The organism is Enterobacter sp. 6722112, from assembly GCF_058661685.1.
The window spans coordinates 3,345,808-3,362,969 of sequence record NZ_JBZWGR010000007.1 but is presented as its reverse complement, the minus strand read 5'-3'; the positions used below and the strand labels follow the sequence as shown (position 1 = coordinate 3,362,969).

General features: G+C 56.2%; 11 protein-coding genes and 3 tRNA genes. 8 read left to right on the top strand and 6 right to left on the bottom strand.

What is annotated here, in order from left to right:
• Window positions 1-9: 9 nt before the first annotated feature.
• From ptrA to recD, 3 genes are read left to right on the top strand one after another with little or no spacing between them, the layout of a single operon-like run.
• On the top strand, window positions 10-2,892 hold the full coding sequence (ptrA, locus tag AC4OVU_RS17490; protein ID WP_032619114.1) for a pitrilysin: 2,883 nt from the start codon (window positions 10-12) through the stop codon (window positions 2,890-2,892).
• Window positions 2,889-6,431, top strand: a complete 3,543-nt coding sequence (gene recB / locus AC4OVU_RS17485; protein ID WP_110292289.1) for an exodeoxyribonuclease V subunit beta — start codon at window positions 2,889-2,891, stop codon at window positions 6,429-6,431. Before ptrA ends, recB begins: the two co-directional genes overlap by 4 nt.
• On the top strand, window positions 6,428-8,248 hold the full coding sequence (recD, locus tag AC4OVU_RS17480; protein ID WP_063150926.1) for an exodeoxyribonuclease V subunit alpha: 1,821 nt from the start codon (window positions 6,428-6,430) through the stop codon (window positions 8,246-8,248). The genes recB and recD overlap by 4 nt, the downstream gene beginning before the upstream one ends.
• 33 nt (window positions 8,249-8,281) lie before the next feature.
• On the opposite strand, the gene argA is transcribed toward recD, so the two are convergent.
• Window positions 8,282-9,613, bottom strand: coding sequence for an amino-acid N-acetyltransferase (argA, locus tag AC4OVU_RS17475; RefSeq protein ID WP_110292290.1), 1,332 nt, complete (start codon window positions 9,611-9,613; stop codon window positions 8,282-8,284).
• Window positions 9,614-9,840: 227 nt separating this feature from the next.
• Between argA and amiC the strand changes: the two genes are divergently transcribed.
• Window positions 9,841-11,094 (top strand): N-acetylmuramoyl-L-alanine amidase AmiC, encoded by a 1,254-nt coding sequence (gene amiC, locus AC4OVU_RS17470; RefSeq protein WP_017382840.1) that lies wholly within the window; start codon window positions 9,841-9,843, stop codon window positions 11,092-11,094.
• 89 nt (window positions 11,095-11,183) lie between these two features.
• Here the strand turns inward: amiC and AC4OVU_RS17465 are convergent.
• From AC4OVU_RS17465 to AC4OVU_RS17455, 3 genes are all read right to left on the bottom strand, one after another.
• Window positions 11,184-11,260: transfer RNA gene (locus AC4OVU_RS17465), tRNA-Met, on the bottom strand.
• A 44-nt stretch (window positions 11,261-11,304) separates the two neighbouring features.
• Window positions 11,305-11,381: transfer RNA gene (locus AC4OVU_RS17460), tRNA-Met, on the bottom strand.
• Between the two features lie 171 nt (window positions 11,382-11,552).
• Window positions 11,553-11,629 (bottom strand) — tRNA-Met (locus AC4OVU_RS17455).
• 208 nt (window positions 11,630-11,837) lie between these two features.
• On the opposite strand from AC4OVU_RS17455, the gene mltA reads away from it, so the two are divergent.
• Complete coding sequence (mltA, locus tag AC4OVU_RS17450) at window positions 11,838-12,935, top strand: murein transglycosylase A (protein ID WP_015571742.1); 1,098 nt, start codon at window positions 11,838-11,840, stop codon at window positions 12,933-12,935.
• Window positions 12,936-13,010: 75 nt separating this feature from the next.
• Window positions 13,011-13,817 carry a tRNA cyclic N6-threonylcarbamoyladenosine(37) synthase TcdA gene (gene tcdA, locus AC4OVU_RS17445; RefSeq protein WP_006811804.1) on the top strand — a complete coding sequence of 269 codons (807 nt, stop codon included), beginning with the start codon at window positions 13,011-13,013 and terminating at the stop codon, window positions 13,815-13,817.
• Here the strand turns inward: tcdA and csdE are convergent.
• Window positions 13,808-14,254: a cysteine desulfurase sulfur acceptor subunit CsdE gene (gene csdE, locus AC4OVU_RS17440; protein WP_017382839.1), complete on the bottom strand. Its 447-nt coding sequence runs from the start codon at window positions 14,252-14,254 to the stop codon at window positions 13,808-13,810. The two genes, tcdA and csdE, sit on opposite strands and share 10 nt — an antisense overlap.
• A complete protein-coding gene (csdA, locus tag AC4OVU_RS17435; protein WP_015571739.1) occupies window positions 14,254-15,459 on the bottom strand; it encodes a cysteine desulfurase CsdA in 1,206 nt (401 codons plus the stop codon). Before csdA ends, csdE begins: the two co-directional genes overlap by 1 nt.
• Before the next feature lie 191 nt (window positions 15,460-15,650).
• Here csdA and AC4OVU_RS17430 point away from each other — a divergent pair, with 191 nt between their 5' ends.
• Window positions 15,651-15,878 carry a YgdI/YgdR family lipoprotein gene (locus AC4OVU_RS17430; protein WP_015571738.1) on the top strand — a complete coding sequence of 76 codons (228 nt, stop codon included), beginning with the start codon at window positions 15,651-15,653 and terminating at the stop codon, window positions 15,876-15,878.
• Window positions 15,879-16,229: 351 nt separating this feature from the next.
• Window positions 16,230-17,147 carry a glycine cleavage system transcriptional regulator GcvA gene (gene gcvA / locus AC4OVU_RS17425; protein ID WP_003862758.1) on the top strand — a complete coding sequence of 306 codons (918 nt, stop codon included), beginning with the start codon at window positions 16,230-16,232 and terminating at the stop codon, window positions 17,145-17,147.
• Window positions 17,148-17,162 lie beyond the last annotated feature (15 nt).

Genomic DNA, 17,162 nt, shown 5'->3' with positions numbered 1-17,162 from the left:
GAGGTCGTAATGCCAGGCAGCACCTTGTTCAAAGCGTTTGTTTTGTTTATCGCCCTTTGGGCTCCCGTCACTCAGGCCGATTCCGGTTGGCAACCTGTCAAGGAAACAATCCGTAAGAGCGATAAGGACACCCGTGAGTATCAGGCGATTCGTCTTGATAACGGGATGACCGTGCTGCTGGTTTCCGATCCTCAGGCGGTGAAATCGCTCTCCGCGCTGGTTGTGCCGGTGGGTTCGCTGGAAGATCCTGACGCCCATCCGGGACTGGCGCACTACCTTGAGCACATGACGCTGATGGGCTCTAAAAAATACCCACAGCCTGACAGCCTGTCCGAATTTCTGAAAATGCATGGCGGCAGCCACAACGCCAGTACCGCGCCGTATCGCACCGCGTTTTACCTGGAAGTGGAAAATGATGCGCTTGATGGGGCGGTGGACCGTCTGGCGGATGCCATTGCCGCACCGCTGCTGGATAAAAAATACGCTGACCGTGAACGTAATGCCGTGAACGCCGAACTGACGATGGCGCGCACGCGAGACGGTATGCGCATGGCGCAGGTTAGCGCTGAAACCATCAATCCGGCGCACCCGGGTTCGCGCTTCTCAGGCGGCAACCTTGAAACGCTGAGCGACAAGCCAGGTAGCCCGGTGCTCGATGCGCTGCATGCGTTTCGTGAAAAATACTATTCCGCCAATCTGATGAAAGCGGTTATCTACAGCAATAAACCGTTGCCGACGCTGGCAAACATGGCCGCGCAGACCTACGGCAGGGTGCCAAATAAAAATATCGATCTGCCGCAGATTAACGTGCCGGTTGTCACGGACGCGCAAAAAGGCATTGTTATTCACTATGTGCCGGCCTTGCCGCGCAAGGTGTTACGCGTTGAATTCCGTATTGATAACAACACGGCGCAGTTCCGCAGCAAAACCGACGAGCTGGTGACGTATCTTATCGGCAACCGCAGCCCGGGTACGCTCTCCGACTGGCTGCAAAAGCAGGGGCTGGTGGAAGGTATTCGCGCTGACTCCGATCCCGTTGTAAATGGGAATAGCGGCGTGCTGGCCATCTCCGCGACGCTGACCGATAAAGGGCTGGCTCACCGGGACGACGTCGTTGCGGCCATTTTCAGTTACCTCTCTCTGCTGCGCGATAAAGGCGTCGATAAACGCTACTTTGACGAGCTGGCGCACGTGCTGGATCTCGATTTCCGCTATCCCTCTATCACGCGTGATATGGACTACGTTGAGTGGCTGGCAGATACCATGATCCGCGTGCCGGTGGAACATACGCTGGATGCGGTAAATATTGCCGACCAGTATGACGCCGGAGCGCTCAAAGCGCGTCTGGCGATGATGACTCCGCAGAATGCCCGCGTCTGGTATATCAGCCCGAACGAACCGCATAACAAAATGGCCTACTTCGTTGATGCCCCGTATCAGGTTGAAAAAATCAGCGAACAGACCTTCGCGGGCTGGCAGAAAAAGGCGGGGGAAATTGCGCTGACGTTACCGGAACTTAACCCCTACATCCCGGACGATTTCTCGCTGATCAAACCCGCAAAGGCGTATCCGCACCCGGAGCTGATTGTTGATGAGCCGACGCTGCGCGTGGTCTACACCCCAAGCCGCTATTTCGCCGACGAGCCAAAAGCGGATGTTAGCGTGGTGCTGCGTAACCCCAAAGCAATGGACAGCGCCAGAAACCAGGTGCTGTTTGCGCTTAACGATTATCTGGCCGGTATTGCTCTCGATCAGCTCAGCAACCAGGCTGCCGTTGGTGGTATCAGTTTCTCCACCAACGCCAATAACGGCCTGATGGTGAATGCCAACGGCTATACCCAGCGTTTGCCGCAGCTGTTCCAGGCGCTGCTGGACGGTTATTTCAGCTATACGCCTACGGAAGAACAGCTCGAGCAGGCTAAGTCCTGGTATGCCCAGATGATGGATTCTGCCGAGAAGGGTAAAGCCTACGATCAGGCGATTATGCCAGCACAGATGCTGTCGCAAATTCCGTACTTCCAGCGCGAAGATCGCCGCGCGTTATTGCCCTCAGTCACCTTAAAAGAGGTGCTGGCTTACCGTGATGCGCTGAAAACCAATACCCGTCCGGAGTTCCTGGTTGTAGGGAATATGAGCGAAGATCAGGCTAAAACGCTGGCGCAAAACGTCCGTGCGCAACTGGGTTCAAAAGGCGATGAGTGGTGCCGTAACCAGGATGTGCTGGTAGAGAAAAAGCAGAACGTGATCTTCGAAAAAGCGGGAAGCAGCACGGATTCCGCGCTGGCCGCGGTGTTTGTCCCTGTCGGTTATGACGAATTTACCAGCTCTGCCCAGAGTGCGGTTCTCGGTCAAATTATTCAGCCGTGGTTTTACAACCAGCTGCGCACCGAAGAGCAGCTGGGCTATGCGGTATTCGCTTTCTCTATGAATGTGGGCCGTCAGTGGGGGCTGGGCTTCCTTCTGCAAAGCAGCGACAAGCAACCCGCTTACCTGTGGCAGCGTTATCAGGCGTTCTTCCCGCAGGCGGAAGCAAAACTGCGCGCCATGAAGCCGGAAGAGTTTGCCCAGATCCAGCAGGCGGTTATCGCCCAGGTGATGCAGCCGCCGCAGACGCTGGGTGAAGAGGCCTCGCAGCTGAGCAAAGATTTTGATCGCGGTAATATGAAATTTGATTCGCGTGATAAAATAGTGGCCGAAATAAAACAGCTGACGCCACAAAAGGTTGCCGATTTCTTCCATCAGGCGGTGGTAAAACCGCAGGGTATGGCCATCCTGTCTCAGGTTTCTGGCAGCCAGAACGGGAAAACGGACTACGTAAAATCAAAAGAGTGGACCGTCTGGAAGAGCGTCAGCGCGCTGCAACAAACTATGCCCTGGAGTAAGAAAGAATGACCCATACCGCTGAGCCGCTTGATCCCCTAAGTTTACCTCTACAGGGTGAGCGACTGATTGAAGCCTCAGCGGGAACGGGAAAAACCTATACCATCGCCGCGCTCTATCTGCGTCTGCTGTTGGGGCTCGGCGGCAACGCCGCTTTTTCGCGCCCGTTAAGCGTGGAAGAGCTGCTGGTGGTAACCTTCACCGAAGCGGCCACTGCCGAGCTGCGTGGCCGTATTCGCAGCAACATTCATGAGCTGCGCATCGCCTGTCTGCGTCAGACGACGGATAACCCCCTCTACGCGAGCCTGCTGGACGAGATTGCGGATAAACAACAGGCTGCGCAATGGCTGCTGCTGGCCGAGCGGCAAATGGATGAAGCGTCCGTCTTCACCATTCACGGTTTTTGTCAGCGCATGTTAAGCCTGAATGCGTTTGAATCCGGCATGCTCTTTGAGCAGCAGCTTATTGAAGATGAATCCGAGCTTCGCTATCAGGCCTGTGCGGATTTCTGGCGTCGTCACTGTTATCCATTGCAGCGCGACATTGCCGAAGCGGTTCACGCCCTGTGGAAAGGTCCGGAAGAGCTTCTTCGCGCCATCGACCGTTACCTGCAAGGCGAAGCGCCGGTCATTAAATCTCCGCCGCCTGCCGATGAAACGCTGGCCTCGCGCCATGAAAAGATCGTCGCCAAAATTGCGACGCTTAAGCAGAAGTGGAATGAGTCGGTTGGTGAAATTGATGCAATCATCGAAAACTCAGGCATCGACAGACGCAAGTTCAACCGTGGGAACCAGGGGAAGTGGATCGAAAAGATCAGCGCCTGGGCCCAGGAGGAGACGCGAGGCTACCAGCTTCCGGACGCACTGGAAAAATTTTCGCAGCGCTTTTTGACCGAGCGAACCAAAGCCGACGGCATTGTGCCTGAGCATTCCCTGTTTGTGGCGATTGATGAGCTGCTTGCGGAGCCATTAACGCTCAATGACCTGATGATCACCCGCGCTATGACGGAGATCCGCCAGGCCGTCGCGCGCGAAAAACGTCGCCGGGGCGAGCTGGGGTTTGATGACATGCTGAGCCGCCTGGACGAGGCGCTGTCCAGCGAGAATGGTGAAGCGCTCGCCAGCGCGATCCGTACCCGTTTTCCGGTGGCGATGATTGACGAATTTCAGGACACCGACCCTCAGCAGTACCGCATTTTTCGCCGCATCTGGCGACAGCAGCCCGACACGGCCCTGTTGTTGATTGGCGACCCTAAACAGGCGATTTATGCCTTCCGTGGGGCAGATATCTTCACCTATATGAAAGCCCGTAGTGAGGTTGTCGCGCATTACACGTTAGACACCAACTGGCGTTCCGCGCCGGGGATGGTTGAGAGCGTCAATGCGCTGTTCAGCCGTATGGAGACGGCGTTCATGTTCAATGAAATCCCTTTCCTGCCGGTGAAATCCGCCCCAAAAAACGCATCCCTGCGCTTCGAAGTCAGTGGCGCGGTGCAACCCGCCATGACCTTCTGGCTGCTGGAAGGGGAAGGCTATGGGGTTGCCGACTATCAGGCAGCGATGGCCCAGCACTGCGCCGCGCAAATCCGTGACTGGCTGAGCGCAGGCGCGCGCGGCGAGGCGCTGCTGTGGAAGGGGGAACAGGCAAATCCTGTTAAGGCCTCTGATATTACCGTGCTGGTGCGCAGTCGTCAGGAAGCGGCGCTAATCCGCGATGCGCTAACGCTGCTGGATATTCCGTCAGTGTATCTCTCTAACCGCGACAGCGTGTTCGACACGCTGGAAGCCCAGGAAATGCTCTGGCTGCTTCAGGCGGTGCTGGCCCCGGAGCGCGAAAATACGCTTCGAAGCGCGCTGGCCAGCTCTATGCTGGGGTTGAACGCGCGCGATATTGATGAGCTCAACCATGACGAAAACGCATGGGATACGGTGGTGGAAGAGTTTGTCCATTACCGTGAACGCTGGCAAAAACGCGGCGTCATGGCGATGCTGCGCGAATTGATGACGCGGCGCCAGATTGCCGAAAATATGCTGGCGTCATCGGGCGGTGAAAGGCGTCTTACCGATATTTTACACATCAGCGAACTGTTGCAGGAAGCTGGCACCCAGCTTGAAAGTGAACATGCCCTCGTGCGCTGGCTGGCGCAGCAAATCGCGGATCCAAACAGTAACGCCTCAAGCCAGCAGATGCGTCTTGAGAGCGATAAGCATCTGGTGCAAATCGTCACCATTCACAAATCGAAAGGTCTCGAGTATCCGCTGGTCTGGCTGCCCTTTATCGCCAACTACCGCGTTCAGGATCAGGCCTATTATCATGACCGCGAGACTTTCGATGCGGTGCTCGATCTCAGCAAGGCGGAAACCAGCGTTGAGCTGGCGGAAGCGGAGCGTCTGGCGGAGGATTTGCGCCTGCTTTACGTGGCGCTGACCCGTTCTGTCTGGCATTGCAGCCTGGGCGTCGCGCCGGTTTTCCGCCGTCGCGGGGAGAAAACAGGGGAGAGCGATTTCCATTTAAGCGCCTTAGGGCGGCTTGTTCAGCGTGGTGAGCCGAAAGATGCGGCGGGGTTGCGCCTCTGTATTGAGTCGCTTTGCGGAGACGATATCGCCCTGCATATCCCTTCTCTGCCAGACAACAGCCGCTGGGAAATGGCGCAAGAGCCCGCGACCGATCTTAACGCGCGCCAGATCACACGGGTGCTTGCCGACGACTGGTGCGTCACCAGCTACTCTGGCCTGCAACAGCACGGGCAAAGTATTGCGCAGGATCTCATGCCGAAGCTGGACGTGGATGCCGCAGGGGTGGGCGATGTTCCGGTTGAACCGACGTTAACTCCACATCAGTTCCCACGCGGCGCGTCGCCGGGCACCTTTTTGCACAGCCTCTTTGAAGAGCTTGATTTCACCCAGCCTGTCAGTGAGGAGTGGGTGCTGAAGATGTTGCAGAGCGGAGGCTATGACGCGCACTGGCAGCCCGTTCTCACTGACTGGATCAACGCCATTTTGCAGGCGCCGCTGACGACGCAGGGCTTCTCTCTTCGCCAGTTAACGGCCAAAAATAAGCAGGTTGAGATGGAGTTTTATCTGCCCGTCGCAGGCCCGCTTAAGGCCGACGCGCTCGATGCGCTCATCCGTCAGTACGATCCGCTGTCAGCCGGTTGCCCGCCGCTGAACTTCCGTCAGGTGCAGGGCATGCTGAAAGGGTTTATCGACCTGGTCTTCCGTCACGAAGGACGGTACTACCTGCTGGATTACAAATCGAACTGGCTGGGCGAGAACAGCGAAGCCTATACCCAGCAGGCGATGGCGGCAGCCATGCAAATGCATCGCTACGATCTGCAATATCAGCTCTATACCCTGGCGCTGCACCGCTATTTGCGCCACCGTATTGCGGATTATCGCTACGACGATCATTTTGGCGGTGTCATCTATCTGTTCCTGCGCGGGGTTGATGCTGCCGATCCGCGCTCCGGGATCTTCAGCACTCGTCCGGATGCGGAATTGATTAATAAAATGGATAACCTGTTTGCAGCAAACACGGAGGAGATGGCATGACGATGCAGGACTTATTGCTGGATGCGGTAGAGCAACGCGTGCTGCGTCAGCTGGACGTGCAGTTTGCCATGATGATTGCCGCTGACCAGCCCGCCGTGATGCTTGCCGCTGCCCTGTTGAGTAAAGACGCCGGAGAGGGGCATGTGTGTCTGCCGCTCTCGCGTCTGGTGGTTGACGAGAAAATGCCGCCTGTCCTCCAGTCCTGCTTTGCGCTGCTGGGAGATAAGGTGGACTGGCAGAAAATCTTGCGTGAATCGTCAGCCGTCGGGCCGGGAGACAACCAGGCACCGCTGATCCTTACGGGGGAGCGCTTATACCTGAACCGCCTGTGGCGAAACGAACTGACGGTAGCGCGTTTCTTTAGTGAGACCAATGCGCCGCTTCCCTGCGACGAAGCACAGCTTCGCCAGACGCTGGACAGGCTGTTTGACTCCGGTGAGGCCACAGACTGGCAGAAAGTGGCGGCAGCCGTCGCCCTTACGCGGCGGATCTCGGTGATATCCGGCGGCCCGGGAACCGGGAAAACAACGACCGTCGCAAAGCTGCTGGCAGCCCTGATACAGCTTTCAGGCGAGCAGCGATGCCGTATTCGTCTGGCGGCGCCCACCGGGAAGGCCGCGGCGCGTCTGACCGAATCACTGGGCGGTGCGATGCAACGGCTGCCGCTCACCCAGGAGCAGCTTGCGCTTTTCCCGGGTGAAGCAAGTACTCTGCACCGTCTGCTCGGCGCGCAGCCGGGTAGCCAGCGGCTGCGCTACCATGCGGGCAATCCGCTGCATCTGGACGTGCTGGTGGTGGATGAAGCCTCCATGATCGACCTGACCATGATGTCGCGCCTGATCGATGCGCTACCACCCCATGCGCGCGTGGTTTTCCTGGGCGATCGCGACCAGCTCGCCTCTGTAGAAGCCGGGGCGGTGCTGGGAGATATCTGTACCTACGCCAGTTACGGTTATACCGCCGCGCGGGCGCAGGAGCTCGCCCGTCTGACCGGTTGCTCGCTTGAACCCGATCACACGCCGATCGCGGGCGCACTGCGTGACAGCCTGTGCCTGCTGCAAAAAAGCTACCGTTTCGGTAGCGACTCCGGCATCGGCCAGCTGGCTGCGGCGGTCAACCGTGGCGACAGGCACGCCACGCGCACGGTGTTTGACGGTACCTTCACTGACATTGAAAAGAAATCGCTGCAAAGCGGGGAAGAGTATCAGGCTATGCTTGAGGAGGCTCTCCAGGGATACCAGCATTTTCTGAGCTGCGTGCAGCAGCGCAGTCAGCCCGGGCAGGTCATCGCCGCATTTGGCGAATACCAGCTTCTGTGCGCATTACGGGAAGGGCCGTTTGGCGTCGCGGGCCTGAACGACAGGCTGGAGCAGCTGCTGGTGCAGAAACGCAAAATTAACCGTCAGCTGCATTCGCGATGGTATGAGGGCCGGCCAGTGATGATCTCCCGCAACGACAGTGCGCTGGGGCTGTTCAACGGGGATATCGGCATTGCGCTCGATCGCGGTAACGGTCTGCGCGTCTGGTTCCAGCTACCGGACGGTAGCGTGAAGTCCGTCCAGCCCAGCCGCCTGCCAGAGCATGAAACGGCATGGGCGATGACGGTACATAAATCTCAGGGCTCCGAGTTCAACCATGCGGCGCTGATCCTGCCGACACAGCTGTCGCCGGTTGTGACCCGCGAGCTGGTCTACACCGCCATTACCCGTGCGCGCCAGCGTCTTTCACTGTATGCGGATGAGCGCGTGTTGAGTCAGGCGATTGCCACTCGTACCGAGCGCAGAAGCGGATTAAGCGCGATATTTGAATCTGTCTGAGTGAACGCCCTCTCCAGCAGGAGAGGGTGACTGTTATCCCAGGTCCGCCATTAACACCTTCGAGCGGCGCTGGTAGTTGTACATCTCTTTCTTACTTTCCGGCAGGGAATCAATATCCACCGGCGTGAAGCCGCGCTCCTGGAACCAGTGAATGCTGCGCGTGGTAAGCACGAACAGCTTGCTCAGACCTATCTGGCGCGCCTGTGCCGCCACGCGTTCAAGCAGCAGCTCCCCCCGTGAGGAGCTTCGGTAATCAGGATGCACGGCGACGCACGCCATTTCACCAATCTGCTCTTCCGGGAACGGATAAAGTGCCGCACAGGCAATGGTCAGGTTATCCCGCTGAATGATGGTGAACTTGTCGATCTCCATCTCCAGCTGCTCGCGGGATCGGCGAACCAGAATGCCCTGTTGTTCCAGCGGACGGATCAGCTCCAGAATGCCGCCGATATCGTTGATGGTGGCACGGCGGATCTGCTCGGCGCTCTCCATGACGATCTGCGTACCGATCCCGTCACGGGAGAACAGCTCCTGCAACAGCGCGCCGTCTTCCTGATAGCTGATCAGGTGGCTGCGGCGCACCCCGCTACGGCACGCTTTAACGGCGCCGCGCAGAAAACGCACGGTACCGGAATAGTAATCGCCTTCTGCTTCCAGCGCTTCGACGCGCGCCTGGGCTTCATTCGGAAAAAGTTCTGGCACAATCACGCCCTCATCGTTCACGACACCCTGTGAGGAGCAAAAGCCGATCATTTTTTCCGCTTTTAGCTTGATGGCCAACTGGGTGGCAATCTCTTCTGAGGTCAGATTAAAACTTTCACCCGTTACGGAGACGGCAACGGGTCCCATCAGGACGATCGCGCCATTATCTAACTGGCGGTGAATGGCTTCTTCATCAATACGGCGGATGCGGCCGCTGTGGCAGTAATCCACGCCATCGTCCACGCCGAGCGGCTGAGCGATGACAAAGTTGCCGCTCACCACGTTGATGTGCGCGCCCTGCAACGGCGTATTATTCAGGCTCATCGACAGGCGGGCGGTGATATCGAGCTGCAACAGACCCGCCGCCTGTTTGACCAGCTCGAGGGTTTTTGCATCCGTCACGCGCGTGTGTTTGTGGTAGATCGGCTCATGGTGATGGGCGGCCAGGTTGGCTTCAATTTGCGGACGTGCGCCATACACCACCACCAGACGGATGCCGAGGCTGTGCAGCAGGCCGATATCGTTGACAATACTGGAAAAGTTTTCATGCTCAATGGCTTCGCCGCCAAGCATGATGACAAACGTTTTTCCCCGATGGGTGTTGATATAGGGAACAGAATGGCGGAATCCCTGGACCAGTTCGGTTCTGCGTTCCTTAACCATGACACAACCCTTAGTGAATGTTTATTCGTAATTTCTGTATTTTTATTCGATTGTGGCCGCGTGTGCAAGCCTAAATTTTCTGCGACCCACAGAAAATAATAAGTAATCCGTGCGTTAACGTATGATTGTTTACCCTTTTATAGATGACAGTTTATGCGTCATTCGTTAAAGTTTTCGGTCAATTTGGGCATTTTGTTCATCAATCAGATTTCTTGCTCGGGAGAAGCATGTCGGGATCCAATTCAGCAATAAGCCGCCGCCGCCTGTTAAAAGGGGCCGGGGCGATGTGGTTGCTTAGCGTCAGCCAGGTGGGTCTTGCCGCCACAAGCCAGGTAGTCGCGGTGCGCGTCTGGCCGTCGTCGACCTATACGCGCGTGACGGTCGAGTCCAATCGCGTGCTGAAATACAAGCAATTTGCCCTCAGCAATCCTGAACGTGTGGTGGTTGATCTCGAAGGTGTGAACCTCAACTCCGTGCTTAAAGGCATGGCAGCTCAGATCCGTGGCGACGATCCGTTTATTAAATCGGCGCGCGTCGGGCAGTTCGATCCGCAAACCGTGCGCATGGTGTTTGAGCTGAAGCAGAACGTGAAACCTCAGCTCTTTGCCCTTGCGCCTGTAGCCGCCTTTAAGGAGCGTCTGGTGATGGATCTCTATCCGGCGAATGCGACGGATATTCAGGATCCGCTTCTGGCATTACTTGAGGATTACAACAAAGGCGATCTCGACAGCCAGGTTCCGCCAGCGCAAAGTGGCCCACAGCCGGGCAAGGCGGGGCGCGATCGCCCGATTGTGATCATGCTCGATCCTGGCCACGGCGGAGAAGATTCCGGCGCCGTCGGGAAATATCGCACCCGCGAAAAAGATGTGGTGCTGCAAATTGCCCGTCGTCTGAAGGCCTTGATCGACAAAGAGGGTAATATGCGCGCCTACATGACGCGCAACGAAGATGTCTTTATCCCGCTGAAGGTCCGCGTGGCAAAAGCGCAAAAGCAGCGCGCGGATCTGTTTGTCTCTATTCACGCGGATGCCTTCACCAGCCGCCAGCCGAGTGGATCTTCAGTGTTTGCCCTGTCAACGAAAGGGGCGACCAGTACCGCCGCGAGATACCTGGCGGACACGCAGAACGCCTCGGATTTAATTGGTGGCGTGAGCAAAAGTGGCGACCGTTACGTCGACCATACGATGTTTGATATGGTGCAGTCGCTGACCATTACCGACAGCCTGAAGTTTGGTAAAGCAGTGCTGGGCAAGTTGGGCCGGGTCAACAAGCTGCACAAAAACAGCGTCGAGCAGGCCGGATTTGCGGTACTGAAAGCGCCAGATATTCCATCCATTCTGGTCGAAACCGCGTTTATCAGTAACGTGGAAGAGGAACGTAAGCTCAAGACGGCTAAATTCCAGCAGGAAGTGGCGGAGTCGATTCTGGCGGGGATCCGGGCCTACTTCTCAGACGGGGAAACGCTGGCGCGGCGGGGGTAGGGCATTAAGCCGGGTATCATGCCCGGCATTTTCACAAACGCCAGATACAAAAAAACACCCTTCAGGGTGTTTATTGTTTTAAGAAGTGTTGGTTGCGGGGGCCGGATTTGAACCGACGACCTTCGGGTTATGAGCCCGACGAGCTACCAGGCTGCTCCACCCCGCGTCCGTCTTTCTACACTTGTAGAAACTTACTTCTTCAAATTTGATTGGTTGCGGGGGCCGGATTTGAACCGACGACCTTCGGGTTATGAGCCCGACGAGCTACCAGGCTGCTCCACCCCGCGTCCGTCTTTTTGCTTCGTATTTCAAACCACATCTGCGTTGACTTTCCTCGTTCACCTCAGTCACTTACTGGAGTAAGTTCCTAAGGATTCACTGCGTCGTCGCCTTGCTGTGATTCGAACTACTTCGCAAAAACTTCTACTGTCGTAGAAGATACTTCATCAAATTTTAATTGGTTGCGGGGGCCGGATTTGAACCGACGACCTTCGGGTTATGAGCCCGACGAGCTACCAGGCTGCTCCACCCCGCGTCCGTGGAAGCGCACTATACTCGGATAGGTTTGTGATGCAACCCCTTTTTCACATAATTCATTATTTTGTATGCAAAATGAACGGCAAAAGCTACTTTGGACTATTTTTTGTGCAGAATTTGCCAAAGGGAAGGTGATTGCATTTCATTAACACGGTGGGTTTGTTATCTTCATCTCGCGGAATTGGGCAACTAAAAGACGAGATATAATGAAAGGACGTTGGGCGAAGTATCTGATGACAGGCGCAATGGTGGCGATTCTTGCGGCCTGCTCTTCCAAACCGACCGATCGCGGTCAACAGTATAAAGACGGGAAGTTATCCCAGCCTTTCTCTTTAGTTAACCAGCCAGACGCCGTGGGCGCTCCGATCAATGCCGGAGACTTCTCCGAGCAGGTCTACCAGATCCGCACTGCTTCTCCGCGTTTATACGGTTCGCAGAACAACGTCTATAGCGCCGTGCAGGACTGGCTGCGTGCAGGCGGTGATACCCGCAATATGCGCCAGTTTGGTATCGATGCCTGGCAGATGGAGGGGGCGGATAACTACGGTAACGTCCAGTTTACCGGTTACTACACTCCGGTTGTCCAGGCGCGACACACACGCCAGGGCGAGTTCCAGTATCCCATTTACCGTATGCCGCCGAAACGCGGTCGTCTGCCGTCCCGCGCCGAGATCTACGCTGGCGCGCTGAGCGAAAATTACGTGCTGGCCTACAGCAACTCGCTGATGGACAACTTCATTATGGACGTGCAGGGCAGCGGCTATATTGATTTTGGCGACGGCTCGCCGCTGAACTTCTTTAGCTACGCCGGGAAAAATGGCCATGCCTATCGCAGCATCGGTAAGGTGCTCATCGACCGTGGCGAAGTGAAACGAGAAGATATGTCGATGCAGGCGATCCGCGAGTGGGGCGAAAAACACAGCGAAGCGGAAGTGCGTGAGCTGCTTGAGCAGAACCCATCGTTTGTCTTCTTCAAACCGCAGAACTTTGCGCCGGTGAAAGGGGCGAGCGCCGTCCCGCTGATTGGCCGCGCTTCTGTGGCATCGGATCGTTCGATTATCCCGGCAGGTACTACGCTGCTGGCGGAAGTTCCACTCCTCGACAACAACGGCAAATTCAACGGCAAGTATGAATTACGCCTGATGGTGGCGCTGGACGTGGGTGGGGCGATCAAAGGCCAGCACTTCGACATTTATCAGGGCATCGGCCCGGATGCCGGCCATCGTGCAGGCTGGTATAACCACTACGGACGCGTGTGGGTGCTGAAGGCAGCGCCGGGTACCGGAAACGTATTCAGCGGCTGATTGTGGTATTCTGAGGGCAAGACGGATTACGGTTCAGGGTGAGGAATACCTCACCCTTTTTACATCTGAGGTTTTATGTCTGTGGTAATCAGCGATGCCTGGCGCCAGCGTTTCGGCGGCACGGCACGGTTATATGGTGAAAAAGCCCTGCAACTGTTCGCGGATGCGCATGTCTGCGTGGTGGGCATTGGTGGTGTGGGTTCGTGGGCGGCAGAAGCGCTGGCGAGAACCGGCATTGGCGCAATTACGTTGATTGATATGGATGACGTCTGCGTCACTAACACTAACCGTCAGATCCACGCCCTGCGTGATAACGTCGGTCTGGCGAAGTCCGAGGTGATGGCGGAGCGTATTCGTCTCATCAACCCGGAGTGTAGGGTGACGGTGATCGACGACTTTGTGACGGCAGATAACGTCGCGGAGTACATGAGCAAAGGCTACAGCTATGTGATTGATGCCATCGACAGCGTGCGGCCAAAAGCGGCGCTGATCGCTTACTGTCGTCGTTACAAGGTGCCGCTGGTGACAACGGGCGGCGCGGGTGGACAAATTGATCCGACGCAGATCCAGGTGGCGGATCTGGCGAAAACCATTCAGGATCCGCTGGCCGCTAAGCTGCGCGAGCGCTTAAAAAGCGACTTCAACGTGGTGAAAAATAGCAAAGGCAAGCTGGGCGTGGACTGTGTGTTCTCGACAGAAGCGCTGGTTTATCCGCAGGCGGATGGTTCGGTCTGTGCAATGAAAAGCACGGCGGAAGGGCCAAAGCGGATGGATTGTGCCTCAGGGTTTGGAGCGGCCACCATGGTGACCGCCTCCTTCGGCTTTGTGGCGGTCTCTCACGCCCTGAAGAAGATGATGGCGAAGGCGGAACGTCAGGCCTGAGCCTGACGGGCGGCATCCAGCACCGCGTCGTTTAGCGCAATCAGTCCCTGACCGCGCGAGGCGCTAAGCTGCGCGCGAAGTCCCAACTCATCAAACAGCGCTAGCGGAGAATGCGCCAGCAGCTCTGCGGCGCTTTTCCCTTCGATTGCGGTCAACAGCACCGCCAGCAGACCGCGAACAATGCGTCCCTCGCTGTCGCCGAAGAAATGCAGTTTCTCTCCGGATACACTAAACCCAAGCCAGACGCGGTTCTCGCAGCCTGCGATCTCCTTCGCCTGTGATTTCAGCTCGTCTGACAGCGTGGGCAACTGTTTACCCAGCAGGATCAGCTGACGATATTTATCTTCCCACTGCGTGAGCGGGACGAAGGTCTGTTTTAACGTCTCTTCAGTAATAACGGTGCCGAACGGGTGCCCGGCTAAAGCTGAACTTGTCATTAATCCACCAGTAATTCCAGGGCGCGGTCGACGGCGGAAACCAGCGCATCGACGTCACTTTTTGTATTGTACGGTGCAAACGAGGCGCGCAGGGTACCGCTCACGCCAATAGCCGCCAGCAGCGGCTGGGCGCAGTGCTGTCCGGCACGCAGGGCAATGCCATATCCGGCAAGCAACGTCACCATGTCGCTATGGTGCACGCCCGCGAAATCAAAGGCGAGCAGGCTGGAGTCCTGGACGCGGAACGAGCGAAAACCCGGACGTTTTTTCAGTTCTTCTTCCGCCAGCGTCGCCAGACCCCGGCTCCAGCTTTCAGCCTGAACCACGTCCGTTTCTGCCAACCATTCGAGCGCTGCGCTCAGACCGATAACCCCGGCCACGTTTGGGGTACCGGCTTCCAGGCGGTAGGGTACATCCTGCGTTTTAAAACCGTCGAAGGTGACTTCGGTAATCATCTTGCCGCCGCCGAGCCACGGCGTCATCCGGGCCAGCAGTTCAGCTTTGCCGTACAGCGCGCCGATACCGGTTGGCCCGTACAATTTGTGTCCTGAGAAGGCATAGAAGTCGATATCCAGCGCCTGAACGTCAGCCGGAAAATGCACCACACCCTGCGCACCGTCGACCATCACCACCACGCCGCTGGCATGGGCAATCTCAATGGCACGCGCCAGATCCGGGCAGCCGCCGGTGACGTTGGACATCTGCCCCAGCGCCAGAATACGGCTGCGCGGCGTAATCAGCTCAGGCAGACGCGCCACGTCAGGCAGGAAGTCCGCACCCAACGGGAGCTTTACAACCTGTGCCCCGGTTTGTTCGGCCACCATCAGCCAGGGTACCAGGTTGGCGTGGTGTTCCGCCTCGCTGACGATGATCTCATCCCCGGGCTGCAACAGCGGACGCGCGTAACATTGCGCCACCATGTTAATGGCCTCGGTGGTGCCCCGCGTCCAGACGATGTTCTTACCGCTGTCAGCATTGATCAGGCGCGCGACCTGATCCCGTGCGGCTTCGTATTGCGCCGTTAAGCGCTGCGCGTCGGCATACTGGCTGCGGTGCACGTTCCCGGCGCTCAGGCTGTAAAACTGGCGGGTTGCCTCAATCACCGCCTGCGGTTTAAGGGCCGTGGCGGCGCTATCAAGATAAATGCCGGCATCGGCCAGCGCAGGAAACTGTGCGCGAAACTGCGCAGGACTGAAAGCGTTCATGGAATTCCTCATATCGATTCTACGATCGTCGCGCAAATTCATCGGCAGGGCAAGGAAGTTGATATCTATCAGATTTGTCTGCTTATCCTGGCGAGTCTGAAAAAGCAGGTTATGCTAAATAGTGTTAGGCGGATGTTTTAGCCAGTTATAAATCGAGGTTTGAATAGCATTAATTGCTAAAGGAGATAATCATGAAAAAGACAGCTGCAATCATTTCTGCCTGTGCGTTGACCTTTGCCCTGAGCGCCTGTTCTGGTAATAACTACGTAATGCATACCAACGATGGTCGATCTATCGTCTCTGAAGGGAAACCGACAACCGATAATGATACCGGGATGATTTCTTACAAAGATGCTAACGGGAACAAACAGCAGATCAACCGCAGTGACGTGAAAGAGATGAAGGAAATCGAGCATTAACAGTTAGATAAGCGAAAAAAAAAGCACCGCAAGTTGGCGGTGCTACATTAATCACTATGGACAGACAGGGTAAATGTACAGGAAGTGAAAAATTGGTAGCGTTGCTACCGTGGTCTGAATCGCAGACCAATTGCAAACACAACAACACAACATCACAACCGTAAGCCAAAAGCCCTTCAGAACACGCATTCCAAAAAAAGCTTTTCGTTCCGGCTCAGGAAGTGCCGCCACTATAGGTATTTGCTGGTAGTTCCTCAACGGACAAATTATAATGGCTCAGATAAAAAAAACTAATAGGTTAAACGTTGTTTCCTATATGTTAAATCTCGTTAACATCTAAGCCAGATAACCATGTCCAAGCGATTGCCACCCCTAAATGCATTACGTGTTTTTGATGCAGCAGCACGCCACCTCAGCTTCACCCGCGCAGCCGATGAGCTTTTTGTGACACAGGCCGCAGTAAGTCATCAAATCAAGTCTCTGGAGGATTTTCTGGGGCTTAAGCTGTTCCGTCGACGCAACCGTTCGTTGCTGTTGACCGAAGAGGGGCAGAGCTATTTTCAGGATATTAAAGAGATTTTTTCCCAGCTGACGGAAGCCACTCGCAAGCTTCAGGCCCGGAGCGCAAAAGGCGCTCTGACTGTGAGTTTATTGCCCAGTTTTGCCATTCAGTGGCTGGTGCCGCGACTCTCAAGCTTTAACTCAACTTATCCGGGAATCGATGTCCGAATCCAGGCGGTGGACCGTCAGGAAGACAAGCTGGCAGATGATGTGGACGTGGCGATTTTTTACGGTCGCGGTAACTGGCCGGGCTTGCGTGTGGAAAAATTATACGCAGAATATCTGTTGCCGGTCTGTTCACCGCTGCTGCTGACGGGGGATAAAGCGCTCAAAACGCCCGCCGATCTGGCGCAACATACGCTTTTGCACGATGCTTCGCGTCGCGACTGGCAAACTTATACCCGCCAGTTAGGTCTTAATCATATAAACGTGCAGCAGGGGCCCATTTTTAGCCACAGCGCGATGGTGCTACAGGCTGCCATTCACGGGCAGGGCGTGGCGTTGGCAAACAACGTTATGGCGCAGTCCGAAATTGAGGCAGGCCGTCTGGTTTGCCCATTTAACGATGTACTGGTCAGCAAGAATGCATTTTATCTGGTTTGTCATGACAGTCAGGCAGAACTGGGTAAAATAGCCGCTTTCCGGCAGTGGATACTGGCGAAAGCGGCAAGCGAGCAAGAAAAATTCCGCTTCAGGTATGAACAATAACGTTTGTGTGCCGGG